We start from the raw sequence: 25,410 nt of genomic DNA, 5'->3' as shown, positions 1-25,410 counted from the left end.
TGAAAATAACAATCAATAGGTATGATGATGAAAGAAAATCAGAAAAATAAAATACCCGAAGACATTCTGAAACAGCTATTATCTGTTGATCCGGAAACCGTTTATGCCACTGGTTACGCCTCATGGCAGGAGGGGGATTATTCGCGCGCCGTAATCGATTTTAGCTGGCTGGTGATGGCCCAGCCATGGAGTTGGCGTGCCCATATTGCATTGGCTGGCACCTGGATGATGCTTAAAGAATACACGACGGCCATTAATTTCTATGGACATGCCTTGATGCTGGATGCCAGCCATCCAGAACCGGTTTACCAAACGGGCGTCTGTCTCAAAATGATGGGGGAACCCGGGTTGGCGAGAGAGGCTTTTCAAACCGCAATCAAGATGAGCTATGCGGATGCCTCATGGAGTGAGATTCGCCAGAATGCGCAAAAAATGGTTGATACTCTTATTGCTTAAATAACAGAACGAAATATGAAAATTCATATTCCGTCAGCGGCAAGCAATATAGTCGATGGTAATAGTCCTCCTTCCGATATACAAGCGAAGGAGGTATCGTTTCCTCCCCCTGAAATTCCAGCCCCAGGCACCCCCGCAGCCCCAGTGCTGCTTACGCCTGAACAAATAAGGCAGCAGAGGGATTATGCTATACATTTTATGCAATACACGATTCGTGCGCTGGGTGCGACAGTCGTGTTTGGATTATCGGTTGCTGCAGCGGTAATTTCTGGCGGGGCAGGATTACCCATTGCTATTCTTGCGGGGGCGGCGCTCGTGATTGCTATTGGGGATGCTTGCTGTGCGTATCATAATTATCAATTGATATGTCAGCAAGAGGAGCCGTTACAAACCGCCAGTGATAGCGTTGCTCTTGTGGTCAGTGCGCTGGCCTTAAAATGTGGGGCAAGTCTTAACTGCGCTAACACCCTTGCTAATTGTCTTTCTTTATTAATACGTTCAGGAATCGCTATTTCTTCGTTGGTTATACACCTACAGTTTCCGCTGCCCGCCGCTGAAAATATAGCGGCCTCTTTGGACATGGGGAGTGTAATTACCTCCGTTAGCCTGACGGCGATAGGTGCGGTACTGGATTATTGCCTTGCCCGCCCCTCCGGCGACGATCAGGAAAATTCTGTTGATGAACTTCATACCGATCCCAGTGTGTTATTGGCGGAACAAATGGCAGCGCTCTGTCAATCTGCTACTACACCTGCATTAATGGACAGTTCTGGTCATACATCTCGGGGAGAACCATGAAACCTGTTAGCCCAAATGCTCAGGTAGCAGGGCAACGTCCTGTTAACGCGCCTGAGGAATCACCTCCATGTCCCTCATTGCCACATCCGGAAACCAATATGGAGAGTGGTAGAATAGGTCCTCAACAAGGAAAAGAGCGGTTATTGGCCGGGCTTGCGAAACGAGTGATAGAGTGTTTTCCAAAAGAAATTTTTAGTTGGCAAACGGTCATTTTGGGCGGACAGATTTTATGCTGTTCCGCTGGAATAGCATTAACAGTGCTAAGTGGTGGAGGCGCACCGCTCTTAGCCCTGGCGGGAATTGGCCTTGCTATTGCCATCGCGGATGTCGCCTGTCTTATCTACCATCATAAACATCATTTGCCTATGGCTCACGACAGTATAGGCAATGCCGTTTTTTATATTGCTAATTGTTTCGCCAATCAACGCAAAAGTATGGCGATTGCTAAAGCCGTCTCCCTGGGCGGTAGATTAGCCTTAACCGCGACGGTAATGACGCATTCATACTGGAGTGGTAGTTTGGGACTACAGCCTCATTTATTAGAGCGTCTTAATGATATTACCTACGGACTAATGAGTTTTACTCGCTTCGGTATGGATGGGATGGCAATGACCGGTATGCAGGTCAGCAGCCCATTATATCGTTTGCTGGCTCAGGTGAAGCCAGAACAACGTGCGCCGGAGTAATCGTTTTCAGGTATATACCGGATGTTCATTGCTTTCAAAATTTTGCTATGTTGCCAGTATCCTTACGATGTATTTATTTTAAGGAAAAGCATTATGGATATTGCACAATTAGTGGATATGCTCTCCCACATGGCGCACCAGGCAGGTCAGGCCATTAATGACAAAATGAATGGTAATGATTTGCTCAACCCAGAATCGATGATTAAAGTGCAATTTGCCTTACAGCAGTATTCTACATTTATTAATTACGAAAGTTCAATGATCAAAATGATCAAGGATATGCTTAGTGGAATCATTGCTAAAATCTGAAGTTATTAGCGACGATGTTCGAAGGTTGCTGCTGGAAATCATGTTTGCGGGCGTTAACCATAGCTTGATTTCCCAGGTACATGCGATGTTACCAGCGCTAACGGTTATTGTTCCGGATAAAAAATTACAGTTGGTATGTCTGGCATTATTGTTGGCGGGTTTAAATGAGCCGCTCAAAGCCGCGAAAATTTTATCGGATATTGATTTGCCAGAGGCTATGGCACTGCGTCTGTTATTTCCTGCACCAAATGAGGGGTTTGAAAATTGAATATTTCTGATATGAGCGTAGTGCCTGTAAGCACTCAATCTTATGTAAAGTCCTCTGCAGAACCGAGCCAGGAGCAAATTAATTTTTTTAAACAATTGCTGAAAGATGATGCATCCACCAGTAACGCCAGTGCTTTATTACCGCAGGTTATGTTGACCAGACAAATGGATTATATGCAGTTAACGGTAGGCGTCGATTATCTTGCCAGAATATCAGGCGCAGCATCGCAAGCGCTTAATAAGCTGGATAGCATGACATGAAGGTTCATCGTATAGTATTTCTTACTGTCCTTACGTTCTTTCTTACGGCATGTGATGTGGATCTTTATCGCTCATTGCCAGAAGATGAGGCGAATCAAATGCTGGCATTACTTATGCAGCATCATATTGATGCGGAAAAAAAACAGGAAGAGGATGGTGTAACCTTACGTGTCGAGCAGTCGCAGTTTATTAACGCGGTTGAGCTACTTAGACTTAACGGTTATCCGCATCGTCAGTTTACAACGGCGGATAAGATGTTTCCGGCTAATCAGTTAGTGGTATCACCCCAGGAAGAACAGCAGAAGATTAATTTTTTAAAAGAACAAAGAATTGAAGGAATGCTGAGTCAGATGGAGGGCGTGATTAATGCAAAAGTGACCATTGCGCTACCGACTTATGATGAGGGAAGTAACGCTTCTCCGAGCTCAGTTGCCGTATTTATAAAATATTCACCTCAGGTCAATATGGAGGCCTTTCGGGTAAAAATTAAAGATTTAATAGAGATGTCAATCCCTGGGTTGCAATACAGTAAGATTAGTATCTTGATGCAGCCAGCTGAATTCAGAATGGTACCTGACGTACCCGCGAGACAAACATTCTGGATTATGGACGTTATCAACGCCAATAAAGGGAAGGTGGTGAATTGGTTGATGAAATACCCTTATCAGTTGATGTTATCGTTGACAGGACTGTTATTAGGAGTGGGCATCCTGATCGGCTATTTTTGCCTGAGACGCCGTTTTTGAGACGACCTGATCCCGAGGTGTTGCAACTTTATCGTTATTTCTGGCAACCTGCTCGTTACGCTGTACCGGAATGGCTGGATAAGCTGGGTTTTCATCCTTCAAACTGCTGGCGTTATGGCGATCGGCCCGAGTTGGATCGTCTTCTTGACAGAGCGTTAAATAGACTAAGAGGAAGCTCTGTTATTCCAGCCTGTTTAAATGATAGGCAAAAACGGCAGGTTCGTCTTGCGCCGCGTATATCGGCATTTGCCTTTGGGCTGGGATTATTCAAACTCAGGTGTAGTGACTATTTTATGCTACCAGAGTATCGGCAATTGCTTCTACAGTGGTTTAGCGAGGATGAGATCTGGCAGCTATATGGTTGGTTGGGGCAAAGAGATGGCAAATTACTTCCTCCGCAAGTGATGCAACAAACTGCATTGCAGATCGGTACCGCCATTCTTAATCGGGAAGCGCATGATGATGCGGTTTTACATGCGCTATTAGTATTATTACCCCCTCCGCAGCGTATACTTTGGCCGAAGACTTCTCTTACCGAGATTATCTTCATGGAGCATTTGCTATGAGTTTTACTTCACTTCCTCTGACGGAAATTAACCATAAGCTACCCGCTCGAAATATTATTGAGTCACAGTGGATAACATTACAATTAACTTTATTTGCACAAGAGCAACAAGCTAAGAGAGTTTCACATGCTATTGTGAGCTCCGCTTACCGTAAGGCTGAAAAAATCATCCGAGACGCCTATCGTTATCAGCGTGAACAGAAAGTTGAGCAGCAACAAGAACTAGCGTGGTTGCGTAAAAATACGCTGGAAAAAATGGAAGTGGAATGGCTGGAACAGCATGTAAAACATTTACAAGAAGATGAAAATCAATTTCGTTCATTGGTCGATCAAGCAGCGCATCATATTAAAAATAGTATAGAACAGGTTCTGTTGGCCTGGTTCGACCAACAGTCGGTAGACAGTGTTATGTGCCATCGTCTGGCACGCCAGGCCACGGCTATGGCGGAAGAGGGAGCGCTTTATTTGCGTATTCATCCTGAAAAAGAGGCATTGATGCGTGAAACTTTTGGCAAGCGGTTTACGTTGATTATCGAGCCTGGTTTCTCTCCCGATCAGGCTGAACTTTCCTCAACACGATATGCCGTTGAGTTTTCACTTTCTCGTCATTTCAACGCATTACTGAAATGGTTACGTAATGGTGAAGATAAAAGAGGTAGCGATGGATATTAAAATTAATGAGATAAAAATGACGCCCCCTACAGCATTTACCCCTGGCCAGGTTATAGAGGAACAAGAGGTTATTTCGCCTTCAATGTTAGCTCTCCAGGAGTTACAGGAAACGACGGGGGCAGCGCTCTATGAGACGATGGAAGAAATAGGAATGGCGCTGAGTGGTAAACTGCGCGAAAGTTATAAATTCACGGATGCTGAGAAACTGGAGCGCAGACAGCAGGCTTTGCTGCGTTTGATAAAACAAATACAGGAGGATAATGGGGCAGCGTTGCGTCCGCTTACCGAAGAGAATAGTGATCCTGATTTACAGAATGCGTATCAAATTATCGCTCTTGCAATGGCGCTTACTGCCGGCGGGTTGTCAAAAAAGAAAAAACGCGATTTGCAATCGCAACTGGATATGCTTACAGCGGAGGAGGGATGGGAACTTGCCGTTTTTAGTTTACTGGAACTTGGCGAAGTGGATACCGCTACGCTGTCCTCGCTGAAGCGTTTTATGCAACAGGCGATAGACAACGATGAAATGCCCTTATCGCAGTGGTTCAGACGCGTGGCAGACTGGCCGGATCGCTGTGAACGGGTCCGTATTTTGCTAAGAGCCATAGCCTTTGAACTTAGCATATGCATCGAACCTTCGGAGCAAAGTCGTTTGGCCGCAGCATTAGTACGTTTGCGTCGTTTGCTGTTATTCCTTGGCCTTGAAAAAGAGTGCCAGCGTGAGGAGTGGATTTGCCAGTTGCCGCCTAATACATTACTGCCGCTACTACTCGATATCATTTGTGAGCGCTGGCTTTTCAGTGATTGGTTGCTTGATAGACTTACCGCTATAGTTTCTTCATCGAAGATGTTCAATCGGTTACTCCAACAACTTGATGCGCAGTTTATGCTGATACCCGATAACTGTTTTAACGACGAAGATCAACGTGAACAAATTCTCGAAACGCTTCGTGAAGTAAAGATAAATCAGGTTTTATTCTGATACCTGGCTTTCAATATTTAGGTAAATTGGCGTTCTGGCTCATCATGAGGCGGCAGGATGGATTGGGATCTCATTACTGAACGTAATATTCAGCTTTTTATTCAATTAGCAGGATTGGCTGAACGGCCTTTAGCAACCAATATGTTCTGGCGGCAAGGACAATATGAAACCTATCTAAACTATCATAACGGTCGTATTCACTTATGTCAGATACTCAAGCAAACTTTCTTAGACGAAGATCTGCTTTTTAAAGCCTTAACTCACTGGAAACCTGCAGCGTTCCAGGGTATTCCTCAACGATTATTTTTGTTGCGCGATGGGCTTGCAATGAGCTGTTCTCCTCCTCTTTCCAGCTCCGCCGAGCTCTGGTTACGATTACATCATCGACAAATAAAATTTCTGGAGTCGCAATGCGTTCATGGTTAGGTGAGGGAATCAGGGCGCAACAGTGGCTCAGTGTATGCGCGGGTCGCCAGGATATGGTTCTGGCGACGGTGTTATTAATCGCTATCGTGATGATGCTGTTACCTTTGCCGACCTGGATGGTTGATATCCTGATTACTATCAACCTTATGTTTTCAGTGATCCTGCTCTTAATTGCTATTTATCTTAGTGACCCTCTCGATTTATCGGTATTTCCGTCTTTATTACTTATTACTACATTATATCGTTTGTCACTCACAATCAGCACATCACGGCTGGTACTGTTACAGCATAATGCCGGTAATATTGTGGATGCTTTCGGTAAGTTTGTCGTAGGAGGAAATCTCACCGTTGGGTTGGTCGTATTTACCATCATTACTATCGTGCAATTTATTGTCATTACAAAAGGTATCGAGAGGGTGGCGGAAGTTAGCGCACGTTTCTCGCTTGATGGGATGCCAGGCAAACAAATGAGTATCGATGGCGATTTGCGTGCCGGAGTTATCGATGCAGACCATGCCCGTACATTAAGACAGCACGTCCAGCAGGAAAGCCGTTTTCTCGGTGCGATGGACGGTGCGATGAAATTTGTTAAAGGCGATACGATTGCCGGTATTATTGTTGTTCTGGTTAATATTATCGGCGGTATCATTATTGCTATCGTACAATATGATATGTCGATGAGTGAGGCTGTTCACACTTATAGCGTACTGTCAATCGGAGATGGTTTATGTGGGCAAATTCCATCGCTGCTGATTTCCCTTAGCGCGGGAATTATTGTCACCCGTGTTCCGGGTGAGAAACGCCAGAACCTGGCGACAGAGTTGAGTTCTCAAATTGCCAGACAACCTCAGTCTCTCATATTAACCGCTGTGGTTTTAATGCTCCTCGCTTTAATTCCTGGCTTTCCTTTTATCACTCTCGCTTTCTTTTCAGCGTTGTTAGCATTGCCAATTATCCTCATTCGCCGCAAAAAGTCTGTGGTTTCCGCAAATGGCGTCGAAGCACCGGAAAAAGATAGTATGGTTCCCGGCGCATGTCCTCTAATCTTACGTCTTAGCCCGACGTTACATTCTGCCGACCTGATTCGTGATATTGACGCCATGAGATGGTTTTTATTTGAGGATACCGGAGTCCCTCTCCCTGAGGTGAATATTGAGGTTTTGCCTGAACCCACCGAAAAATTGACGGTACTGCTATATCAGGAACCCGTATTTAGTTTATCTATTCCCGCTCAGGCGGATTATTTATTAATAGGCGCGGACGCTAGTGTGGTGGGTGACAGCCAGACGTTACCGAACGGGATGGGGCAGATCTGTTGGCTTACAAAAGACATGGCCCATAAGGCGCAAGGTTTTGGACTGGACGTTTTCGCGGGCAGCCAACGTATCTCTGCCTTATTAAAATGTGTCCTGCTTCGGCATATGGGAGAGTTTATTGGTGTTCAGGAAACGCGTTATCTAATGAATGCGATGGAAAAAAACTACTCTGAGCTAGTGAAAGAGCTTCAGCGCCAGTTACCCATTAATAAAATCGCTGAAACTTTGCAACGGCTTGTATCAGAGCGGGTTTCTATTAGAGATTTACGTCTTATTTTCGGCACCTTAATTGACTGGGCGCCACGTGAAAAAGATGTCCTGATGTTGACAGAATATGTCCGTATCGCGCTTCGTCGTCATATTCTGCGTCGTCTTAATCCGGAAGGAAAACCGCTGCCGATTTTGCGGATCGGCGAAGGTATTGAAAACCTCGTGCGTGAATCCATTCGCCAGACGGCAATGGGGACCTATACTGCGCTGTCGTCTCGTCATAAGACGCAGATCCTGCAACTTATCGAGCAAGCGCTGAAGCAGTCAGCCAAATTATTCATTGTCACTTCTGTCGACACCCGACGTTTCTTGCGAAAAATTACAGAAGCCACCTTGTTCGACGTACCGATTTTGTCATGGCAGGAATTAGGAGAGGAGAGCCTTATACAAGTGGTAGAAAGTATTGACCTTAGCGAAGAGGAGTTGGCGGACAATGAAGAATGAATTGATGCAACGTCTGAGGCTGAAATATCCGCCCCCCGATGGTTATTGTCGATGGGGCCGAATTCAGGATGTCAGCGCAACGTTGTTAAATGCGTGGTTGCCTGAGGTATTTATGGGCGAGTTGTGCTGTATAAAGCCTGGAGAAGAACTTGCTGAAGTCGTGGGGATTAATGGCAGCAAAGCTTTGCTATCTCCTTTTACGAGTACTATCGGACTTCACTGCGGGCAGCAAGTGATGGCCTTAAGGCGACGCCATCAGGTTCCCGTGGGCGAAGCGTTATTAGGGCGAGTCATTGATGGCTTTGGTCGTCCCCTTGATGGCCGCGAACTGCCCGACGTCTGCTGGAAAGACTATGATGCAATGCCTCCTCCCGCAATGGTTCGACAGCCTATCATTCAACCATTAATGACGGGGATTCGCGCTATTGATAGCGTTGCGACCTGTGGCGAAGGGCAACGAGTGGGTATTTTTTCTGCTCCTGGCGTGGGGAAAAGCACGCTTCTGGCGATGCTGTGTAATGCTCCAGACGCAGACAGCAATGTTCTGGTGTTAATTGGTGAACGTGGACGAGAAGTCCGCGAGTTCATCGATTTTACACTGTCTGAAGAGACCCGAAAACGTTGTGTCATTGTTGTCGCAACCTCTGACAGACCCGCCTTAGAGCGTGTGAGGGCGCTGTTTGTGGCCACCACGATAGCAGAATTTTTTCGCGATAATGGAAAGCGAGTCGTCTTGCTTGCCGACTCACTGACGCGTTATGCCAGGGCCGCACGGGAAATCGCTCTGGCCGCCGGAGAGACCGCGGTTTCTGGAGAATATCCGCCAGGCGTATTTAGTGCATTGCCACGACTTTTAGAACGTACAGGAATGGGGGAAAAAGGTAGTATTACCGCATTTTATACGGTACTGGTGGAAGGCGATGATATGAATGAGCCGTTGGCGGATGAAGTCCGTTCACTGCTTGACGGACATATTGTGCTATCCCGGCGGCTTGCAGAGAGGGGACATTATCCTGCCATTGACGTGTTGGCAACGCTCAGCCGCGTTTTTCCAGTCGTTACCAGCCATGAGCATCGTCAACTGGCGGCGATATTGCGACGGCGCCTGGCGCTTTACCAGGAGGTTGAACTGTTAATACGCATTGGGGAATACCAGCGAGGAGTTGATACAGATACTGACAAAGCCATTGATACCTATCCGGATATTTGCACATTTTTGCGACAAAGTAAGGATGAAGTATGCGGACCCGAGCTACTCATAGAAAAATTACACCAAATCCTCACCGAGTGATCATGGAAACTTTGCTGGAGATAATCGCGCGGCGTGAAAAGCAATTACGCAGCAAACTTACCGTACTTGATCAGCAGCAACAGGCGATTATTACGGAACAGCAGATTTGCCAGACGCGCGCTTTAGCAGTGTCTACCAGACTGAAAGAATTAATGGGCTGGCAAGGTACGTTATCTTGTCATTTATTGTTGGATAAGAAACAACAAATGGCCGGGTTATTCACTCAGGCGCAGAGCTTTTTGACGCAACGGCAGCAGTTAGAGAATCAGTATCAGCAGCTTGTCTCCCGGCGAAGCGAATTACAGAAGAATTTTAATGCGCTTATGAAAAAGAAAGAAAAAATTACTATGGTATTAAGCGATGCGTATTACCAAAGTTGAAGGAAGTCTTGGGTTGCCATGCCAGTCTTATCAGGATGATAACGAGGCGGAGGCGGAACGTATGGACTTTGAACAACTCATGCACCAGGCATTACCCATTGGTGAGAATAATCCTCCTGCAGCATTGAATAAGAATGTGCTTTTCACGCAACGTTATCGTGTTAGTGGCGGTTATCTTGACGGTGTAGAGTGTGAAGTATGTGAATCAGGGGGGCTAATCCAGTTAAGAGTCAATGTCCCTCATCATGAAATTTACCGTTCGATGAAAGCGCTAAAGCAGTGGCTGGAGTCTCAGTTGTTGCATATGGGGTATATAATTTCCCTGGAGATATTCTATGTTAAGAATAGCGAATGAAGAGCGTCCGTGGATGGAGATGCTTCCAACGCAAGGCGCTACCATTGGTGAGCTGACATTGAGTATGCAACAATATCCAGTACAGCAAGGGACGTTATTTACCATACATTATCATAATGAGCTGGGTAGGGTGTGGATTGCAGAACAATGCTGGCAGCGCTGGTGTGAAGGGTTAATTGGCACCGCTAATCGATCGGTTATCGATCCTGAATTGCTATATGGAATAGCTGAATGGGGGCTGGCGCCGTTATTGCAAGCCAGTAATGCAACCCTCTGTCAGAACGAACCGCCAACATCCTGCAGTAATCTACCACATCAGCTAGCGTTGCATATTAAATGGACAGTTGAAGAACATGAGTTCCATAGCATTATTTTTACATGGCCAACGGGTTTTCTGCGCAATATAGTCGGAGAACTTTCTGCTGAGCGTCAACAGATTTATCCTACCCCTCCTGTGGTAGTCCCTGTATATTCAGGCTGGTGCCAGCTTACATTAATCGAACTTGAGTCTATCGAAATCGGCATGGGCGTTCGGATTCATTGCTTCGGCGACATCAGACTCGGTTTTTTTGCTATTCAACTACCTGGGGGAATCTACGCAAGGGTGTTGCTGACAGAGGATAACACGATGAAATTTGACGAATTAGTCCAGGATATCGAAACGCTACTTGCGTCAGGGAGCCCAATGTCAAAGAGTGACGGAACGTCTTCAGTCGAACTTGAGCAGATACCACAACAGGTGCTCTTTGAGGTCGGACGTGTGAGTCTGGAAATTGGACAATTACGACAACTTAAAACGGGGGACGTTTTGCCTGTAGGGGGACGTTTTGCGCCAGAGGTGACGATAAGAGTAAATGACCGTATTATTGGGCAAGGTGAGTTGATTGCCTGTGGCAATGAATTTATGGTGCGTATTACACGTTGGTATCTTTCCAAAAATACAGCGTAAACCTGATAAGAAAAATAATATGCGAACAATATAATAGCGTTCCAGGTCGTGTCATGAGAGATACAGTATGTCTTTACCCGATTCGCCTTTGCAACTGATTGGTATATTGTTTCTGCTTTCAATACTGCCTCTCATTATCGTCATGGGAACTTCTTTCCTTAAACTGGCGGTGGTATTTTCGATTTTACGAAATGCTCTGGGTATTCAACAAGTTCCCCCAAATATCGCACTGTATGGCCTTGCGCTTGTACTTTCCTTATTCATTATGGGGCCGACGCTATTAGCTGTAAAAGAGCGCTGGCATCCGGTTCAGGTCGCTGGCGCTCCTTTCTGGACGTCTGAGTGGGACGGTAAAGCATTAGCGCCTTATCGACAGTTTTTGCAAAAAAACTCTGAAGAGAAGGAAGCCAATTATTTTCGGAATTTGATAAAACGAACCTGGCCTGAAGACATAAAAAGAAAGATAAAACCTGATTCTTTGCTCATATTAATTCCGGCATTTACGGTGAGTCAGTTAACGCAGGCATTTCGGATTGGATTACTTATTTATCTTCCCTTTCTGGCTATTGACCTGCTTATTTCAAATATACTGCTGGCTATGGGGATGATGATGGTGTCGCCGATGACCATTTCATTACCGTTTAAGCTGCTAATATTTTTACTGGCAGGTGGTTGGGATCTGACACTGGCGCAATTGGTACAGAGCTTTTCATGAATGATTCTGAATTGACGCAATTTGTAACGCAACTTTTATGGATCGTCCTTTTTACGTCTATGCCGGTAGTGTTGGTGGCATCGGTAGTTGGTGTCATCGTAAGCCTTGTTCAGGCCTTGACTCAAATACAGGACCAAACGCTACAGTTTATGATTAAATTATTGGCAATTGCAATAACCTTAATGGTCAGCTACCCATGGCTTAGCGGTATCCTGTTGAATTATACCCGGCAGATAATGTTACGAATTGGAGAGCATGGTTGAATGGCACAACAGGTAAATGAGTGGCTTATTGCATTGGCTGTGGCTTTTATTCGACCATTGAGCCTCTCTTTATTACTTCCCTTATTAAAAAGTGGCAGTTTAGGGGCCGCACTTTTACGTAATGGCGTGCTTATGTCACTTACCTTTCCGATATTACCAATCATTTACCAGCAGAAGATTATGATGCATATTGGTAAAGATTACAGTTGGTTAGGGTTAGTCACCGGAGAGGTGATTATTGGTTTTTTAATTGGGTTTTGTGCGGCGGTTCCCTTTTGGGCCGTTGATATGGCGGGGTTTCTGCTTGATACTTTACGTGGCGCGACAATGGGTACGATATTCAATTCTACAATGGAAGCTGAAACCTCACTTTTTGGCTTGCTTTTCAGCCAGTTTTTGTGTGTTATTTTCTTTATAAGCGGCGGCATGGAGTTTATATTAAATATTCTGTATGAGTCATATCAATATTTACCACCAGGGCATACTTTATTATTTGACCGGCAATTTTTAAAATATATCCAGGCAGAGTGGAGAACGCTTTATCAATTATGCATCAGCTTCTCTCTTCCTGCTATAATATGTATGGTATTAGCCGATCTGGCTTTAGGTCTTTTAAATCGGTCGGCACAACAATTGAATGTGTTTTTCTTCTCAATGCCGCTCAAAAGTATATTAGTTCTACTGACGCTCCTGATCTCATTCCCTTATGCTCTTCATCACTATTTGGTTGAAAGCGATAAATTTTATATTTATCTAAAAGACTGGTTTCCATCTGTATGAGCGAGAAAACAGAACAGCCTACAGAAAAGAAATTACGTGATGGCCGTAAGGAAGGGCAGGTTGTCAAAAGTATTGAAATAACATCATTATTTCAGCTGATTGCGCTTTATTTGTATTTTCATTTCTTTACTGAAAAGATGATTTTGATACTGATTGAGTCAATAACTTTCACATTACAATTAGTAAATAAACCATTTTCTTATGCATTAACGCAATTGAGTCATGCTTTAATAGAGTCATTGACTTCTGCACTGCTGTTTCTGGGCGCTGGGGTAATAGTTGCTACTGTGGGTAGCGTGTTTCTTCAGGTGGGGGTGGTTATTGCCAGCAAGGCCATTGGTTTTAAAAGCGAGCATATAAATCCGGTAAGTAATTTTAAGCAGATATTCTCTTTACATAGCGTAGTAGAATTATGTAAATCCAGCCTAAAAGTTATCATGCTATCTCTTATCTTTGCCTTTTTCTTTTATTATTATGCCAGTACTTTTCGGGCGCTACCGTACTGTGGGTTAGCCTGTGGCGTGCTTGTGGTTTCTTCTTTAATAAAATGGTTATGGGTAGGGGTGATGGCTTTTTATATCGTCGTTGGCATACTGGACTATTCTTTTCAATATTATAAGATTAGAAAAGATCTAAAAATGAGTAAAGATGACGTAAAACAGGAGCATAAAGATCTGGAGGGCGACCCTCAAATGAAGACGCGGCGTCGGGAAATGCAGAGTGAAATACAAAGTGGGAGTTTAGCTCAATCTGTTAAACAATCTGTTGCGGTAGTGCGTAATCCAACGCATATTGCGGTTTGTCTTGGCTATCATCCCACCGATATGCCAATACCACGCGTCCTGGAAAAAGGCAGTGATGCTCAAGCTAACTATATTGTTAACATCGCTGAACGCAACTGCATCCCCGTTGTTGAAAATGTTGAGCTGGCCCGCTCATTATTTTTTGAAGTGGAACGCGGAGATAAAATTCCTGAAACGTTATTTGAACCCGTTGCAGCCTTGTTACGTATGGTGATGAAGATAGATTATGCGCATTCTACCGAAACACCATAAATGCTTTTGGTATGCTTCTTCAGGCCACTGCGAAGGTTAAGAGGGGTAATACAGTATAGAGCAGCGCTTGACGATAAAGGTGAGAGACTGAAAATAATCGCTTTTAGCCTGGCACAAGCACCAGATAGCGTATTATAAAATTAAACAAGATAATGGATTGGTGCGTCTGAATGGACTCGAACCATCGACCCCCACCATGTCAAGGTGGTGCTCTAACCAACTGAGCTACAGACGCATTAAAATGATGGTGCGTTCAATTGGACTCGAACCAACGACCCCCACCATGTCAAGGTGGTGCTCTAACCAACTGAGCTATGAACGCAACGTTGTAGGTGACAACGGGGACGAATATTAGCGTCACAACCGCAATGAGGCAAGAGGGAAATCGCAATTTTCTTCCTGAAATCACCTGATTGCGGGGGAAATATGCAACATGTCGAGAAAATAGCCGCCATGCGACGGCTATCGTCGTATTATCGCGCAGCGCGCTGCAAAATGATGGCGGACGGCTGACGTTGTAGATAGCGCATCCGTAGCATCATTAACACCGCCGCCGAGGTCAGGCCGATGATGAACCCCATCCAGAAGCCTGCCGGTCCCATACGATCCACCACCAAATCCGTTAACGCCAGGATATAACCGCTGGGTAAACCTAACACCCAGTAGGCGGTAAAGGTGATAAAAAAGATGGAACGCGTATCTTTATAACCGCGCAGAATACCGCTGCCGATAACCTGTATAGAGTCGGAAATCTGGTAAACCGCAGCGAGCAGCATTAATTGCGCGGCAAGCGCCACGACCTCAGGGTTGTCATTGTAGAGCAAAGCAATATGCTTACGCAGAGTAACGGTAAAAATAGCGGTAACCACAGCCATACAAATGCCGACGCCTAAACCGGTACGCGCTGCGGTTTGCGCATCCAGCGTTGAGCCCTGGCCCAGACGATAACCCACTCGAATCGTTACCGCCGCAGCCAGCGACATCGGCAGTACGAACATCAGCGAGCTAAAGTTAAGCGCAATCTGATGACCGGCGACATCCACAATACCTAATGGCGAAACCAGCAGCGCAACGACCGCAAATAACGTCACTTCAAAGAACAGCGCCAGCGCAATCGGCAACCCCAGTTGAATCAGGCGCTTCATGACGACGCTATCGGGTTTGCCAAAGCCTGTTTCATTACGAATATCACGCATTGAACGCGCGTGTTTAATGTAAGAAAGCATGGCGATAAACATCACCCAATAGACCGCCGCAGTCGCAACGCCGCAGCCGATACCGCCGAGTTCCGGCATACCAAAATGGCCATAGATAAAAATATAGTTCACCGGAATATTCACCAGCAGGCCCAAAAATCCCATCACCATACCCGGTTTGGTTTTGGCCAGACCTTCGCACTGGTTTCGCGCTACCTGAAAGAAAAGGTATCCTGGCGCGCCCCACAGCAGCGCGCGAAGATAACCCACGGCTTTATCGGCCAGCGCCGGATCAATATTATGCATAGAGCGGATAATGTATCCGGCATTCCACAGGACGATCATCACCAGCACGGAGACAAAGCCCGCCAGCCAGAACCCTTGTCGAACCTGATGCGCGATACGCTCACGACGGCCGGAGCCATTGAGTTGCGCAATCACCGGCGTCAAGGCCAGCAGTAAGCCGTGACCAAACAAAATGGCGGGAAGCCAGATAGAGGTGCCGATAGCGACGGCAGCCATGTCCGTAGCGCTATAGCCTCCTGCCATGACGGTATCGACGAATCCCATTGCGGTCTGTGCCACTTGCGCAAGGATCACCGGTATCGCTAACGCTAATAACTGACGCGCTTCACTGGTATACTTCTGCACGTATTCACCTTTTATTTTGTTGTTATATGAAAGACTAAAAAGCCGCCGTAGTGGCAGCCAAAAGAAATAGCAGGGGAAATTTCAGTCTATTGTAGCGGGGTATTACTATTTCTCCAGTGAAAAAACAGTTGTTAACGGCGCATTGCTGGCAAGCTGTTTTTCCACCTGCTATTGTGCTGAACAGTTCTGCTTTTATTTATTTCAGGAGTTGAAGATATGTTTACGGGGATCGTACAGGGTACCGCGAAACTGGTATCGATTGATGAAAAACCCAACTTTCGCACCCATGTGGTGACGTTACCGGACTACATGCTGGAGGGGCTGGAGACGGGGGCGTCGGTAGCGCATAACGGATGCTGTTTGACGGTGACTGAAATAAACGGTAACCAGATAAGTTTTGATCTGATGAAAGAAACGTTGCGCATCACCAATCTGGGCGCGTTGAGGGTAGGTGATGAGGTCAACGTAGAGCGCGCCGCCAAATTCAGCGATGAAATCGGTGGTCATCTGATGTCGGGGCATATTATTACGACGGCGGAGATCGCGAAAATCCTGACCTCCGAAAATAACCATCAGGTGTGGTTTAAAGTGCAGGATGCGTCCCTGATGAAGTATATCCTGTACAAAGGCTTTATCGGCGTTGACGGTATCAGTTTGACCGTCGGCGAGGTAACGCCAACGCGCTTCTGCGTGCATCTCATTCCGGAAACGCTGGAACGTACTACGCTTGGCAGAAAAAAACTGGGTGAGCGTGTGAATATCGAGATCGATCCGCAAACGCAGGCGGTTGTCGATACCGTAGAACGCGTACTGGCTACACGAGAAAATGCGGTCAGAAATCAGGCCGACATTGGCTAACGGAAAATAAGATTCCCCCGCATGAAATGCGGGGGAGATGATTAGCGAGGAACGCGCAGACCGTTTTCAACGCCGCGCGTAAATACCACCTGCCAAAGCTGAATATCACGCGCGCGAAACGCACCCGCGCAGGCGTTGAGATAATAGCTGAACATACGTTTAAAGCGCTCGTTATAATTGCCCGCAATCTCTGGCCAGGCATTGATAAAGCGCTCGTGCCACGCCATCAGAGTCGTGTCATAGTCGGCGCCAAAGTTATGCCAGTCTTCCATTACAAAGTGTGATTCGCTGGCCTCGGCGATTTGACGAACAGACGGCAAGCAACCGTTGGGGAAAATATACTTATTGATCCACGGATCGACATTATGATCGGTTTTTTTAGAACCAATAGTATGGAGCAGGAAAAGACCATCCGGTTTTAAATTCCTGTCAACAACGTCAAAATAGGTGTTGTAGTTTTTTGGCCCGACATGTTCGAACATGCCGACGGAGACGATTCGGTCAAACTGATCGTTAAGGTCGCGATAATCTTCCAGGAGAATGGAGACATCCAGACCTTCGCAACGCGTCTGCGCCATTTTTTGTTGTTCAGCGGAGATCGTTACGCCCACCACGCTAACGCCATAATGGGTCGCCATATATTGCGACAGACCGCCCCAGCCGCAGCCGATATCCAGCACACGCATCCCCGGTTGTAGCTGTAGCTTTTCGCAAATTAATTTCAGCTTGGCTTGCTGTGCCGCTTCCAGCGTATCGGCATCTTTCCAGTAGGCGCAAGAATATTGCATATAGGGATCGAGCATACGGGAAAAAAGGTCATTACCAAGATCGTAATGTTCCTTGCCGACAATCCAGGCGCGTTTTTTACTTTGTAGATTAATCAGACGCGCGCCGAGGATACGGAGCGTATCTTTGACATGGTGGGGGAGTTGATTTTCAAGACCGGCACGTAAGACTTTGCTGAAGAAAATATCCAGACGCTCGCATTCCCACCAGCCATCCATGTAACTCTCACCTAACCCCAACGATCCTTCCTGGAGGACGCGTTTAAAAAAATCGGGATTCTTAACACGAATGTCAGACGGGGCGGAACCATTAATTGTAATATCCGCGCGACTTAACAATTCGTTGGCGATTCGGTACCAGTTATCATCCGGTACGCTGACTTCTTCTATACACGATGAACTCATAGTTTCTCCATCACTGGACGGTGATCAGAACCTTAAAACAGCGTAGACGCTTTTTTGGCTTTGTGAGAAATCCCACGGGCAATTCCGTGAGCCAGTTATCCGACGTAGAACAGAGGAAGGGAGGAACCCTTGCCGAAAAGGCCATCCATGGTGAATCGGGAACGCTCCGGTTCCCGTTAATGCCTAATAATTATCGTAATATAAACAACCGTGAATCAGTATAGGCCGCAATTTTTGATGATTCAACCGAAAATTGTTAGCGTGCTAATTACCAGCGGTTAACAAGCTTTTAGTGAGACTTGTCGTGGGCGACATTGGCATGAGGAAACCCGGTCTCAGCGCACTCTGCATGAGACTGCATTTTGTAGCCTAACGCCGCCAGAACAACGGTAGAGAGCATTACGCTGGTGGTGGTCAGCAGCGGCGTGCTGATGAGCCATGAAACCACCAGGCTTGCCAGGAAACATAACCCCAGTTGCAGCGTATTTTGTAGCGCCGCAGCGCGCCCAGTGGCTTGAGGGAAAGGGCGTAACGCTTGCGCGACGACGATAGGGTAGATGGCGCCATTAGCAATCGCCATTACGCAGAAAGGAATCAGGATTTCCACCAGTGAGGTATTATTCAGAAGGCCCGCTCCCCATGTGGCGATAACGCTCAGCGCGTACAGCCCTAGCAGCCACGGAAGCAATTGGTAGCCCTGCCATTTTTGTAGCGCCGCGCGGCAACCATATCCGCCAATCAGAAAAGCGATGGTTTGCGGAACATAGCTCAGGCCAATCACTGCCGGGCTGTAACCCATCGCGCTGAGAATAAACGGGGACCCTGTTAGCCACGCAAAAAAGCTGGCGGAACAGGCGGCATAAATCAGCACATTACCGCGATAGGTTTTAGAGCGTAACAACGTCGCGAAAGTGAGTTTATCCTGTCCTTCGGTACGCGCTTTTACCGATGGTTTTAAGCGCAGCGCCGGCAACATCAGCAACAACGTAATCACGAACAGAGTGGCGAAAATCGCCTGCCATGAGAAATGCGTCAGTATCCAGCTTCCCAGTAAGGGCGCAAGCGCCGGGGATAATCCCACCAGTGGCATGATAGTGGCGAAGATACGGTTAATTTTTTGCGAAGGATAATAATCGGTCACCAGCGCTTGCCAGATTACCGTTGCCGCGCAAACGCCGACGGCCTGCACGAAGCGCAGCGTCAGCAGTGCTGCCGCGCTTTCTACCCACAGCATCCCCAGACTTCCGAGCGCAAAGATAGATAACCCCAGCAGTAAAATCGGTTTACGGCCATAACGATCCGATAGCGGTCCCCAGAGGAGTTGCGCGACGGCAAAGCCAGCTAAAAACAGGCTGAGGCTGGCGCTGACCGCGGCGGCAGGCGTTTGTAAATCCGCCTGTATGGCGGCAAACGCGGGCAGGTACATGTCCGTAGCCAGAAATCCCAGCACGCTAAGACCGGCTAACCAGACTAAAAAACCTTTTCCAGGTTGCATATTTGTTTCTCTTTCTTATCAGACAGACATTGTCGCAGAGTGTAGGGAGTGAAATTACGGTTGTGAAACGTTAATATTTGTCCAATGAATTCAAAATTTTTGTAGGCAAATTATGTGGTCGGAATACTCGCTTGAAGTGGTTGACGCCGTAGCGCGCAATGGCAGTTTTAGCGCGGCGGCGCAGGAACTGCACCGTGTGCCTTCAGCAGTCAGTTACACCGTTCGTCAGTTAGAGGAGTGGCTGGCCGTACCGCTTTTTGTACGACGTCACCGTGATGTTGAACTGACGCCTGCTGGCGTCTGGTTTTTAAAAGAAGGGCGTTCTGTTATCAAAAAAATGCAGATCACTCGCCAACAGTGTCAGCAAATTGCTAATGGCTGGCGCGGGCAGTTAGCTATTGCGGTGGACAATATCGTCAGACCAGAACGTACCCGGCAGATGATCGTCGATTTCTATCGCCATTTTGACGATGTGGAACTGCTGGTTTTTCAGGAGGTGTTTAACGGCGTCTGGGACGCGCTCTCCGACGGGCGTGTCGAACTGGCGATTGGGGCGACGCAGGCGATTCCGGTAGGGGGGCGTTACGCTTTTCGGGATATGGGGACCCTGAGCTGGAGCTGCGTAGTGGCAAGCGATCACCCGCTGGCGTCGATGCCGGGGCCGTTAAGCGACGATACCCTGCGCAACTGGCCGTCGCTGGTCAGGGAAGACACTTCGCGAACCTTACCGAAACGGATTACCTGGTTGCTGGATAACCAAAAAAGGGTCGTCGTACCGGACTGGGAGTCATCGGCAACCTGCCTGTCGGCAGGACTATGCGTGGGAATGGTGCCGACGCATTTTGCCCGCCAGTGGATAGACAGCGGAAAATGGGTGGCGCTGACGTTAGAGAATCCGTTTCCCGATGCGGCCTGTTGCGTGACGTGGCAGCAAAACGAAGCCTCGCCCGCGCTGGCATGGCTGCTGGACTATTTGGGCGATAGCGAAACGTTGAATCGGGAGTGGCTGCGGGAGCCAGAAGAGGCTCCCGACAGCGGGGATTAACGCCGATAGTCGCGGAACGGGCCGTCAGCGACCGAGCGACGCTCAACCAGGCGTGGATGAACTTCAATAGACTGTGACTCTTCACGCTTATTGACGATGCGATCCAATAGCATATTAAATGCGGTTTCACCTAAAGAGTCTTTGGGCTGGTGAATCGTCGTCAGCGCCGGGGTAAAGAAACGGGCGTTACGCACATTGTCATAACCGATCACCGAAACGTCCTGCGGTACGCGAAGCCCCATTTCGTCAGCCGCGCAAAGCGCGCCCATCGCCATAATATCGCCGCCGCAGAAAACGGCGGTAGGGCGATGTGACTGCGATAAAATTTGCTGCATCGCGTGGTAACCGGATTCCGGCTCGAAGTCGCCCTGAACAATCCAGTTGTCCGGCACGTTGATCAGCGCCTCCTCCATGGCTTTCATAAAGCCTGCCAGCCGCCCCGCGCCGGTGTTGCGCTCCAGCGGGCCGGGAATAACGCCGATATCCCGGTGGCCGCGCTCAACCAGATAACGACCCGCCATATAGCCGCCTGCAAAGGCGTTATCAATCACCGTGTCGGTAAAATCGGCCTTCGCCTCACCCCAGTCCATCACCACCATCGGAATATGGCGATACTCTTCCAGCATGGAAAGCAGAGGTTCTGGATACTCAGAACACATCACCAGCAGGCCATCCACGCGCTTTTGCGCCATCATGGACAGGTAGGCGCGCTGTTTTTCCAGGTTATTCCAGGCGTTGCCTAAAATCAGCGTATAGCCTTTCTGGAAACAGTTTTTTTCAACTGCCTCGATAATTTCGGCAAAATAGGCCGCTTCGCTGCTGGTCGCCAGTAAGCCTATCGACTTGGTATGGTTAACCTTCAGGCTACGCGCGACGGCGCTGGGAGAGTAGTGCAGCTCTTTAATTGCCGCCCAGACTGCGTTACGCGTTTCTTCAGCGACAAAACGCGTTTTGTTGATTACGTGTGATACAGTTGTAGTGGAAACGTTTGCTCGTTTCGCTACATCTTTAATTGTTGCCATTACATTTCACTCCAGACCCTCGCTAAGCTCCTGAGAAACGCCAGGTAAACGTTTGCCTACACACACCCTAATCGCAACATCAGGGTTGCGGCACGCCGGAAAAACGACACGGAACGTCAGGAAGGGGTCAATGGCCGTTACGCTAATTCAGTAAGCCTGGAATTTTGTCTGATCTTGAGGAAAAGGGGAAGCGTTAAAAACAGTTATCAATATAAAACATGAGAGATTTTTATGCGGGAATGTGCAAAAATGCGCTATATCACTTTTTGTGTGGGAATAAAAAGGAGAAAACTTGATGAGTACCGACCTGAAATTTTCGTTGATTACTACGCTGATTGTTCTGGGCGTGATTGTCGCAGGTGGATTAACGGCCGCTCTGCACTGATTTCCTCTCTTCTGAGGGTGGGCGTCTCCTCTATTCTATCCCTCTCTAAAACGCAGAAGGCGTACCTTCTGCGTACTCAGACTTATGCGGCGAGATTTTTCGCAACAAATTCCCAGTTAACCAGCGCCCAGAAATGCTCCAGATAGTTTGGACGGGCGTTGCGGTAGTCGATGTAATACGCGTGTTCCCACACATCAACCGTCAGCAACGGCGTTGCATCCGTAGTCAGCGGCGTACCGGCATTTGAGGTAGAAACGATAGCCAGTTTGCCATCAGCGCTTTTTACCAGCCATGTCCATCCGGAACCAAAGTTTTTGATAGCGGCATCGGTGAACTGCGCTTTAAATTCCGCGAAGCTGCCAAAAGATGCCGCGATAGCATCAGCCAGTTTCCCGGTCGGTTCGCCGCCAGCGTTTGGCGCCAGGCAGTTCCAGTAGAAGGTGTGGTTCCACACCTGAGCGGCGTTATTAAAGATACCGCCTTCGGAGGCGCGCACGATCTCTTCCAGCGATTTGCCTTCAAACGCCGTGCCTTTGATCAAATTGTTAAGATTGGTCACGTAAGTCTGATGATGTTTGCCATAGTGATATTCCAGCGTCTCAGCAGAAATATGCGGCGCCAGAGCATCTTTGGCATACGGTAATGCAGGTAATTCGAACGACATTGCTTCTCTCCTTATTATTAATATTGCGCACGCACAATAACCCTGGTGCGCGTAAGGATAGGGTAGCAAATTGAGAGGTGGCGCAAAAGAAGAAGTTATCCTGTCGTTAAACGACAGGATAAAATATTAGCGAATTGTTTTAGGTGTCATCACCCGGCGGGCGCCGACATAATGACGTTGCCAGTATTCTTCGTTCAGTGAGGTGATCTTAATTTCCTGACCGCTGCGCGGAGACTGGATAAACTTACCGTTGCCGACATAGACGCCAACGTGATCGGCGGTGCCGCGCCCCTGCGTACGGAAGAACACCAGATCGCCGTTTTTCAACTCGCTACGCTCAATGGGTGCCGCGTCACGCAGGTGATACATCTCATTCGCCGTTCGGGGGATACGGATCTTCACTAAATCTTTATAGGCATAATAAACCAGACCGCTGCAATCAAAACCGGTGCGCGGCGATGCGCCTCCCCAGTGATACGGTTTACCAATCTGATTCATGAGCTTGGACATCGCGGTTTTCGTCGCTTTTTGTACTTTTGCACGATGCGCATCGGCAATAGAGACCGGCAATGTTCCTTTCCCCTTCACGCAGTGCGGCTTACGGCCTTTACGCGTCGTGCATTTTTCCGTTACGTCGAGGGCGGCGATTGACGTGGGCGCGGTTCTGTTACGACGATGCGTCGTATGACGAGATTTCGTGGCGGCGGTGGTACGTTTTGGCGTAGAAGCGGAAGAAGAACGGCTGGTTTTTGAGGTTTTTTTTACGTTTTTTTTGCTGGTTTTACTGATCTTTTTCGTTGTGCTTTTCTTTTTATCTGCCGTTTTCGTGACATGAGAAACAGCAGGCGTCGCTTTGGCTTGCCTGGAAGCATGGGCCATTGGCGTAAAGGGGAGAGTAGTAAAAAGTAAAGCACAGAGCGTGATCGAGATTTTGTTTATCCGCGCCACTGAGCAATCCTCTGTTAAAGGCAGGCGATTCATGCCTGCGTATGATTTACAAAACCTGATAATTCTAATCTACAAAAGCACGGATTGGTAATTGCTTTTGGTTTCTGAAGCTATGTTTCGTTAACAGATGTAAAAAAATAGCAATTAATGCTAAACACGAACGCGTTATCTACAAATCACTGCGCGGCAACCCGCTTAAAAGATATTTTGTATACAACTTATTCCCGCAGACGGTAAAATAATAAGGCATGATGAAAATGTTATTTTCCGTTGCCAGTCTGACCCGTTACAATGACAGGCTTCGGTCGTAAAAGTAGTTTAAGGAAGCGAGACAATGAGCACCACTATCGAAAAAATTCAGCGCCAGATCGCTGAAAACCCGATTCTCCTGTATATGAAAGGTTCACCGAAACTGCCAAGCTGTGGTTTCTCTGCGCAGGCCGTTCAGGCGCTTTCAGCCTGCGGGGAACGTTTTGCCTATGTTGATATCCTGCAAAACCCGGATATTCGCGCTGAATTACCGAAATACGCCAACTGGCCGACATTCCCACAACTGTGGGTGGACGGCGAGCTGGTCGGCGGGTGTGATATTGTGATTGAAATGTATCAGCGTGGTGAGCTGCAGCAGCTTATTAAAGAAACTGCGGCAAAATATAAAACTCAGGAGCCGGACGCAGAGTAATCTGTGCAAGGGGAAAGCGACCTGTAAAGGTCGCTTTTTTACTGCCATAGAAAGCAAGAGCGGCGTTGTTAGCCTCGTTATTTGTCCGTCGACAAAGGTAACGGCCAGCCGCCCAGGCGCTTCCAGCGATTGACGATTTCACAAAACAGCACCGCTGTCCGCTCGGTATCATACAAAGCGGAATGGGCTTTTTCACCGTCAAACTCCATACCTGCCGCCAGGCACGCTTTTGATAACACCGTTTGTCCCAGCGCCAGTCCGCTCAATGCCGCAGTATCAAAGGTGACGAACGGATGAAACGGGTTACGTTTCAGCGAGGCGCGCTCTGCGGCGGCCATCATAAAACTGTGATCAAAAGTGGCGTTATGCGCGACCATAATGGCGCGACTACAACCGCTTTCTTTGATACCTTTACGCACCATTTTGAAAATAGCGTGTAGCGCCTCATATTCACTCACCGCGCCGCGTAGCGGGTTAGAGGGATCGATACCGTTAAACGCAAGCGCTTCCGGCTGTAAGTTGGCTCCAGCGAACGGCTCTACATGGAAATGCAGCGTCGTGTCCGGCATCAGCCAGCCTTGTTCATCCATTTTCAGCGTGATGGCGGCGATTTCGAGCAGCGCATCGGTTTTAGCGTTAAATCCTGCAGTTTCAACGTCGATGACGACAGGATAAAAACCACGAAAACGGTCGCACAGACCGGAAAGTTGAGCGTTATCGGACATCTGAGTCTCTTAATACGAAAAAATGCAGCGCGTATTATGGCAAATTTTACGCCGGGATGCAGTAAAACAACGGGCGCAGTGACCTGCGCCCGGCGGGGGATCAGTTACCCAGACCGCGGCCTGCGTCTTTAGCTTCAATCAATTCGATTTTATAGCCATCCGGATCTTCAACGAAGGCGATGATGGTCGAACCGCCTTTTACCGGCCCCGCTTCACGGGTCACGTTACCGCCGTTCTGACGAATGCGTTCACAGGCTTCAGCGGCATTGTCAACGCTCAGCGCGATATGCCCGTACGCATTGCCCATGTCGTAGCTCTCAACGCCCCAGTTATAAGTTAGTTCGATGACCGCTTCCTCCGTTTCCGGACCATATCCCACAAAGGCCAGCGAGTATTTGTATTCCGGATTCTCACTGGTACGCAGCAATTTCATGCCCAGAACGTTAGTGTAAAAAGCGATGGAACGCTGCAAATCGCCGACGCGCAGCATAGTATGCAATAAACGCATTTTCGTTGTCCTTAAAATAGTCAAGATATTCAAAGTATAGCGGCGATGTGCGGCC

Annotated in this window: 32 protein-coding genes and 2 tRNA genes; 24 read left to right on the top strand and 10 right to left on the bottom strand. The window is 47.7% G+C overall.

The features are described from left to right. Positions 1–21 precede the first annotated feature (21 nt). The 20 genes from sscB to ssaU all read left to right on the top strand — a co-directional run bounded on the left by sscB (position 22) and on the right by ssaU (position 13,986). A complete protein-coding gene (gene sscB / locus NA197_RS01860; RefSeq protein WP_064043321.1) occupies positions 22–456 on the top strand; it encodes a SycD/LcrH family type III secretion system chaperone SscB in 435 nt (144 codons plus the stop codon). A 15-nt stretch (positions 457–471) separates the two neighbouring features. Next, positions 472–1,254 carry a type III secretion systems effector SseF gene (sseF, locus tag NA197_RS01855; RefSeq protein WP_001580222.1) on the top strand — a complete coding sequence of 261 codons (783 nt, stop codon included), beginning with the start codon at positions 472–474 and terminating at the stop codon, positions 1,252–1,254. Then, entirely contained in the window at positions 1,251–1,940 is a 690-nt protein-coding gene (gene sseG / locus NA197_RS01850; protein ID WP_058115895.1) for a pathogenicity island 2 effector protein SseG, read from the top strand. The genes sseF and sseG overlap by 4 nt, the downstream gene beginning before the upstream one ends. A 93-nt stretch (positions 1,941–2,033) precedes the next feature. Further along, a complete protein-coding gene (ssaG, locus tag NA197_RS01845) occupies positions 2,034–2,249 on the top strand; it encodes a type III secretion system needle filament protein SsaG (RefSeq protein ID WP_000350227.1) in 216 nt (71 codons plus the stop codon). Further along, entirely contained in the window at positions 2,227–2,517 is a 291-nt protein-coding gene (locus tag NA197_RS01840) for an EscG/YscG/SsaH family type III secretion system needle protein co-chaperone (RefSeq protein WP_000444713.1), read from the top strand. Before ssaG ends, NA197_RS01840 begins: the two co-directional genes overlap by 23 nt. 11 nt (positions 2,518–2,528) lie before the next feature. Further along, on the top strand, positions 2,529–2,777 hold the full coding sequence (gene ssaI / locus NA197_RS01835; RefSeq protein ID WP_023234466.1) for a SctI family type III secretion system inner rod subunit SsaI: 249 nt from the start codon (positions 2,529–2,531) through the stop codon (positions 2,775–2,777). Beyond that, positions 2,774–3,523 carry an SPI-2 type III secretion system apparatus lipoprotein SsaJ gene (ssaJ, locus tag NA197_RS01830; RefSeq protein WP_039589834.1) on the top strand — a complete coding sequence of 250 codons (750 nt, stop codon included), beginning with the start codon at positions 2,774–2,776 and terminating at the stop codon, positions 3,521–3,523. Before ssaI ends, ssaJ begins: the two co-directional genes overlap by 4 nt. A gap of 17 nt (positions 3,524–3,540) precedes the next feature. Continuing rightward, a complete protein-coding gene (locus tag NA197_RS01825; RefSeq protein WP_001531605.1) occupies positions 3,541–4,089 on the top strand; it encodes a type III secretion system domain-containing protein in 549 nt (182 codons plus the stop codon). Then, positions 4,086–4,760: an SPI-2 type III secretion system apparatus protein SsaK gene (ssaK, locus tag NA197_RS01820; protein ID WP_023234465.1), complete on the top strand. Its 675-nt coding sequence runs from the start codon at positions 4,086–4,088 to the stop codon at positions 4,758–4,760. The genes NA197_RS01825 and ssaK overlap by 4 nt, the downstream gene beginning before the upstream one ends. After that, positions 4,726–5,742, top strand: a complete 1,017-nt coding sequence (gene ssaL / locus NA197_RS01815; protein ID WP_077945922.1) for an SPI-2 type III secretion system apparatus protein SsaL — start codon at positions 4,726–4,728, stop codon at positions 5,740–5,742. Before ssaK ends, ssaL begins: the two co-directional genes overlap by 35 nt. A 57-nt stretch (positions 5,743–5,799) precedes the next feature. Beyond that, a complete protein-coding gene (gene ssaM, locus NA197_RS01810) occupies positions 5,800–6,168 on the top strand; it encodes an SPI-2 type III secretion system apparatus protein SsaM (RefSeq protein ID WP_000383700.1) in 369 nt (122 codons plus the stop codon). Then, the gene (gene ssaV / locus NA197_RS01805; protein WP_001258216.1) at positions 6,153–8,198 is read left to right on the top strand and encodes an SPI-2 type III secretion system apparatus protein SsaV; all 2,046 of its coding nucleotides are present in this window, start codon (positions 6,153–6,155) and stop codon (positions 8,196–8,198) included. The genes ssaM and ssaV overlap by 16 nt, the downstream gene beginning before the upstream one ends. After that, positions 8,188–9,489: a SctN family type III secretion system ATPase SsaN gene (gene ssaN, locus NA197_RS01800; RefSeq protein ID WP_064000923.1), complete on the top strand. Its 1,302-nt coding sequence runs from the start codon at positions 8,188–8,190 to the stop codon at positions 9,487–9,489. Before ssaV ends, ssaN begins: the two co-directional genes overlap by 11 nt. Before the next feature lie 2 nt (positions 9,490–9,491). Then, positions 9,492–9,869 carry an SPI-2 type III secretion system apparatus protein SsaO gene (ssaO, locus tag NA197_RS01795; RefSeq protein WP_064043320.1) on the top strand — a complete coding sequence of 126 codons (378 nt, stop codon included), beginning with the start codon at positions 9,492–9,494 and terminating at the stop codon, positions 9,867–9,869. After that, positions 9,850–10,224: an SPI-2 type III secretion system apparatus protein SsaP gene (ssaP, locus tag NA197_RS01790; RefSeq protein ID WP_058115892.1), complete on the top strand. Its 375-nt coding sequence runs from the start codon at positions 9,850–9,852 to the stop codon at positions 10,222–10,224. Before ssaO ends, ssaP begins: the two co-directional genes overlap by 20 nt. Beyond that, positions 10,205–11,173, top strand: a complete 969-nt coding sequence (gene ssaQ, locus NA197_RS01785; RefSeq protein ID WP_064043318.1) for an SPI-2 type III secretion system cytoplasmic ring protein SsaQ — start codon at positions 10,205–10,207, stop codon at positions 11,171–11,173. The genes ssaP and ssaQ overlap by 20 nt, the downstream gene beginning before the upstream one ends. Before the next feature lie 67 nt (positions 11,174–11,240). Then, positions 11,241–11,888 (top strand): SPI-2 type III secretion system export apparatus protein SsaR, encoded by a 648-nt coding sequence (gene ssaR / locus NA197_RS01780; protein ID WP_064043317.1) that lies wholly within the window; start codon positions 11,241–11,243, stop codon positions 11,886–11,888. Then, entirely contained in the window at positions 11,885–12,151 is a 267-nt protein-coding gene (gene ssas / locus NA197_RS01775; protein WP_000999982.1) for an SPI-2 type III secretion system apparatus protein SsaS, read from the top strand. The genes ssaR and ssas overlap by 4 nt, the downstream gene beginning before the upstream one ends. Beyond that, positions 12,152–12,931 carry an SPI-2 type III secretion system apparatus protein SsaT gene (ssaT, locus tag NA197_RS01770; protein WP_064000922.1) on the top strand — a complete coding sequence of 260 codons (780 nt, stop codon included), beginning with the start codon at positions 12,152–12,154 and terminating at the stop codon, positions 12,929–12,931. After that, positions 12,928–13,986 (top strand): SPI-2 type III secretion system apparatus protein SsaU, encoded by a 1,059-nt coding sequence (gene ssaU, locus NA197_RS01765; RefSeq protein ID WP_001291715.1) that lies wholly within the window; start codon positions 12,928–12,930, stop codon positions 13,984–13,986. Before ssaT ends, ssaU begins: the two co-directional genes overlap by 4 nt. A gap of 158 nt (positions 13,987–14,144) precedes the next feature. Here the strand turns inward: ssaU and NA197_RS01760 are convergent. From NA197_RS01760 to mdtK, 3 genes are all read right to left on the bottom strand, one after another. Next, positions 14,145–14,221, bottom strand: a tRNA-Val gene (locus NA197_RS01760). 10 nt (positions 14,222–14,231) lie between these two features. Beyond that, positions 14,232–14,308, bottom strand: a tRNA-Val gene (locus NA197_RS01755). Positions 14,309–14,459: 151 nt separating this feature from the next. Next, a complete protein-coding gene (gene mdtK, locus NA197_RS01750; RefSeq protein ID WP_001175081.1) occupies positions 14,460–15,833 on the bottom strand; it encodes a multidrug efflux MATE transporter MdtK in 1,374 nt (457 codons plus the stop codon). Between the two features lie 216 nt (positions 15,834–16,049). Here mdtK and NA197_RS01745 point away from each other — a divergent pair, with 216 nt between their 5' ends. Further along, on the top strand, positions 16,050–16,691 hold the full coding sequence (locus tag NA197_RS01745; protein ID WP_000493972.1) for a riboflavin synthase: 642 nt from the start codon (positions 16,050–16,052) through the stop codon (positions 16,689–16,691). 41 nt (positions 16,692–16,732) lie between these two features. Here the strand turns inward: NA197_RS01745 and cfa are convergent, their stop codons facing one another. After that, positions 16,733–17,881: a cyclopropane fatty acyl phospholipid synthase gene (gene cfa / locus NA197_RS01740; RefSeq protein ID WP_000098878.1), complete on the bottom strand. Its 1,149-nt coding sequence runs from the start codon at positions 17,879–17,881 to the stop codon at positions 16,733–16,735. Positions 17,882–18,170: 289 nt separating this feature from the next. Beyond that, entirely contained in the window at positions 18,171–19,376 is a 1,206-nt protein-coding gene (gene punC / locus NA197_RS01735; RefSeq protein WP_042947368.1) for a purine nucleoside transporter PunC, read from the bottom strand. Positions 19,377–19,488: 112 nt separating this feature from the next. Between punC and punR the strand changes: the two genes are divergently transcribed. Further along, the gene (gene punR, locus NA197_RS01730; RefSeq protein ID WP_000269523.1) at positions 19,489–20,421 is read left to right on the top strand and encodes a DNA-binding transcriptional activator PunR; all 933 of its coding nucleotides are present in this window, start codon (positions 19,489–19,491) and stop codon (positions 20,419–20,421) included. Here punR and purR read toward each other — a convergent pair. After that, on the bottom strand, positions 20,418–21,443 hold the full coding sequence (gene purR, locus NA197_RS01725) for an HTH-type transcriptional repressor PurR (RefSeq protein ID WP_000190992.1): 1,026 nt from the start codon (positions 21,441–21,443) through the stop codon (positions 20,418–20,420). The genes punR and purR overlap by 4 nt on opposite strands. A gap of 295 nt (positions 21,444–21,738) precedes the next feature. On the opposite strand from purR, the gene NA197_RS01720 reads away from it, so the two are divergent. Beyond that, positions 21,739–21,828, top strand: a complete 90-nt coding sequence (locus NA197_RS01720; protein WP_000102277.1) for a YnhF family membrane protein — start codon at positions 21,739–21,741, stop codon at positions 21,826–21,828. A gap of 82 nt (positions 21,829–21,910) precedes the next feature. On the opposite strand, the gene sodB is transcribed toward NA197_RS01720, so the two are convergent. Together sodB and NA197_RS01710 are read right to left on the bottom strand one after the other, a co-directional pair. Continuing rightward, positions 21,911–22,492, bottom strand: a complete 582-nt coding sequence (gene sodB, locus NA197_RS01715; RefSeq protein WP_000007294.1) for a superoxide dismutase [Fe] — start codon at positions 22,490–22,492, stop codon at positions 21,911–21,913. A gap of 126 nt (positions 22,493–22,618) precedes the next feature. Next, positions 22,619–23,440, bottom strand: coding sequence for a C40 family peptidase (locus NA197_RS01710; RefSeq protein WP_001779739.1), 822 nt, complete (start codon positions 23,438–23,440; stop codon positions 22,619–22,621). Between the two features lie 334 nt (positions 23,441–23,774). Between NA197_RS01710 and grxD the strand changes: the two genes are divergently transcribed. Then, positions 23,775–24,122, top strand: a complete 348-nt coding sequence (gene grxD, locus NA197_RS01705) for a monothiol glutaredoxin 4 (protein ID WP_000108176.1) — start codon at positions 23,775–23,777, stop codon at positions 24,120–24,122. Between the two features lie 77 nt (positions 24,123–24,199). Here grxD and rnt read toward each other — a convergent pair whose 3' ends face one another. Both rnt and gloA read right to left on the bottom strand, forming a co-directional pair. Further along, positions 24,200–24,847, bottom strand: a complete 648-nt coding sequence (gene rnt, locus NA197_RS01700; RefSeq protein ID WP_064043316.1) for a ribonuclease T — start codon at positions 24,845–24,847, stop codon at positions 24,200–24,202. 100 nt (positions 24,848–24,947) lie between these two features. Further along, on the bottom strand, positions 24,948–25,355 hold the full coding sequence (gene gloA / locus NA197_RS01695) for a lactoylglutathione lyase (RefSeq protein ID WP_001237787.1): 408 nt from the start codon (positions 25,353–25,355) through the stop codon (positions 24,948–24,950). Positions 25,356–25,410: the final 55 nt, after the last annotated feature.

This window comes from Salmonella sp. NW884 (assembly GCF_051700745.1).
GTDB lineage: Bacteria > Pseudomonadota > Gammaproteobacteria > Enterobacterales > Enterobacteriaceae > Salmonella > Salmonella enterica.
Note: the sequence above shows the minus strand (reverse complement) of the source record. Positions and strands in the feature narration are given on the sequence as shown.

What these genes read in the sequence shown, in the direction of transcription:
- sscB (WP_064043321.1), top strand. Translation starts at nt 22, where the DNA reads ATGATGATGAAAGAAAATCAGAAAAATAAAATACCCGAAGACATTCTG.
- sseF (WP_001580222.1), top strand. Translation starts at nt 472, where the DNA reads ATGAAAATTCATATTCCGTCAGCGGCAAGCAATATAGTCGATGGTAAT.
- sseG (WP_058115895.1), top strand. Translation starts at nt 1,251, where the DNA reads ATGAAACCTGTTAGCCCAAATGCTCAGGTAGCAGGGCAACGTCCTGTT.
- ssaG (WP_000350227.1), top strand. Translation starts at nt 2,034, where the DNA reads ATGGATATTGCACAATTAGTGGATATGCTCTCCCACATGGCGCACCAG.
- ssaI (WP_023234466.1), top strand. Translation starts at nt 2,529, where the DNA reads ATGAGCGTAGTGCCTGTAAGCACTCAATCTTATGTAAAGTCCTCTGCA.
- ssaJ (WP_039589834.1), top strand. Translation starts at nt 2,774, where the DNA reads ATGAAGGTTCATCGTATAGTATTTCTTACTGTCCTTACGTTCTTTCTT.
- ssaK (WP_023234465.1), top strand. Translation starts at nt 4,086, where the DNA reads ATGAGTTTTACTTCACTTCCTCTGACGGAAATTAACCATAAGCTACCC.
- ssaL (WP_077945922.1), top strand. Translation starts at nt 4,726, where the DNA reads ATGGTGAAGATAAAAGAGGTAGCGATGGATATTAAAATTAATGAGATA.
- ssaM (WP_000383700.1), top strand. Translation starts at nt 5,800, where the DNA reads ATGGATTGGGATCTCATTACTGAACGTAATATTCAGCTTTTTATTCAA.
- ssaV (WP_001258216.1), top strand. Translation starts at nt 6,153, where the DNA reads ATGCGTTCATGGTTAGGTGAGGGAATCAGGGCGCAACAGTGGCTCAGT.
- ssaN (WP_064000923.1), top strand. Translation starts at nt 8,188, where the DNA reads ATGAAGAATGAATTGATGCAACGTCTGAGGCTGAAATATCCGCCCCCC.
- ssaO (WP_064043320.1), top strand. Translation starts at nt 9,492, where the DNA reads ATGGAAACTTTGCTGGAGATAATCGCGCGGCGTGAAAAGCAATTACGC.
- ssaP (WP_058115892.1), top strand. Translation starts at nt 9,850, where the DNA reads ATGCGTATTACCAAAGTTGAAGGAAGTCTTGGGTTGCCATGCCAGTCT.
- ssaQ (WP_064043318.1), top strand. Translation starts at nt 10,205, where the DNA reads ATGTTAAGAATAGCGAATGAAGAGCGTCCGTGGATGGAGATGCTTCCA.
- ssaR (WP_064043317.1), top strand. Translation starts at nt 11,241, where the DNA reads ATGTCTTTACCCGATTCGCCTTTGCAACTGATTGGTATATTGTTTCTG.
- ssas (WP_000999982.1), top strand. Translation starts at nt 11,885, where the DNA reads ATGAATGATTCTGAATTGACGCAATTTGTAACGCAACTTTTATGGATC.
- ssaT (WP_064000922.1), top strand. Translation starts at nt 12,152, where the DNA reads ATGGCACAACAGGTAAATGAGTGGCTTATTGCATTGGCTGTGGCTTTT.
- ssaU (WP_001291715.1), top strand. Translation starts at nt 12,928, where the DNA reads ATGAGCGAGAAAACAGAACAGCCTACAGAAAAGAAATTACGTGATGGC.
- NA197_RS01745 (WP_000493972.1), top strand. Translation starts at nt 16,050, where the DNA reads ATGTTTACGGGGATCGTACAGGGTACCGCGAAACTGGTATCGATTGAT.
- cfa (WP_000098878.1), bottom strand. Translation starts at nt 17,881, where the DNA reads ATGAGTTCATCGTGTATAGAAGAAGTCAGCGTACCGGATGATAACTGG.
- punC (WP_042947368.1), bottom strand. Translation starts at nt 19,376, where the DNA reads ATGCAACCTGGAAAAGGTTTTTTAGTCTGGTTAGCCGGTCTTAGCGTG.
- punR (WP_000269523.1), top strand. Translation starts at nt 19,489, where the DNA reads ATGTGGTCGGAATACTCGCTTGAAGTGGTTGACGCCGTAGCGCGCAAT.
- purR (WP_000190992.1), bottom strand. Translation starts at nt 21,443, where the DNA reads ATGGCAACAATTAAAGATGTAGCGAAACGAGCAAACGTTTCCACTACA.
- NA197_RS01720 (WP_000102277.1), top strand. Translation starts at nt 21,739, where the DNA reads ATGAGTACCGACCTGAAATTTTCGTTGATTACTACGCTGATTGTTCTG.
- sodB (WP_000007294.1), bottom strand. Translation starts at nt 22,492, where the DNA reads ATGTCGTTCGAATTACCTGCATTACCGTATGCCAAAGATGCTCTGGCG.
- grxD (WP_000108176.1), top strand. Translation starts at nt 23,775, where the DNA reads ATGAGCACCACTATCGAAAAAATTCAGCGCCAGATCGCTGAAAACCCG.
- rnt (WP_064043316.1), bottom strand. Translation starts at nt 24,847, where the DNA reads ATGTCCGATAACGCTCAACTTTCCGGTCTGTGCGACCGTTTTCGTGGT.
- gloA (WP_001237787.1), bottom strand. Translation starts at nt 25,355, where the DNA reads ATGCGTTTATTGCATACTATGCTGCGCGTCGGCGATTTGCAGCGTTCC.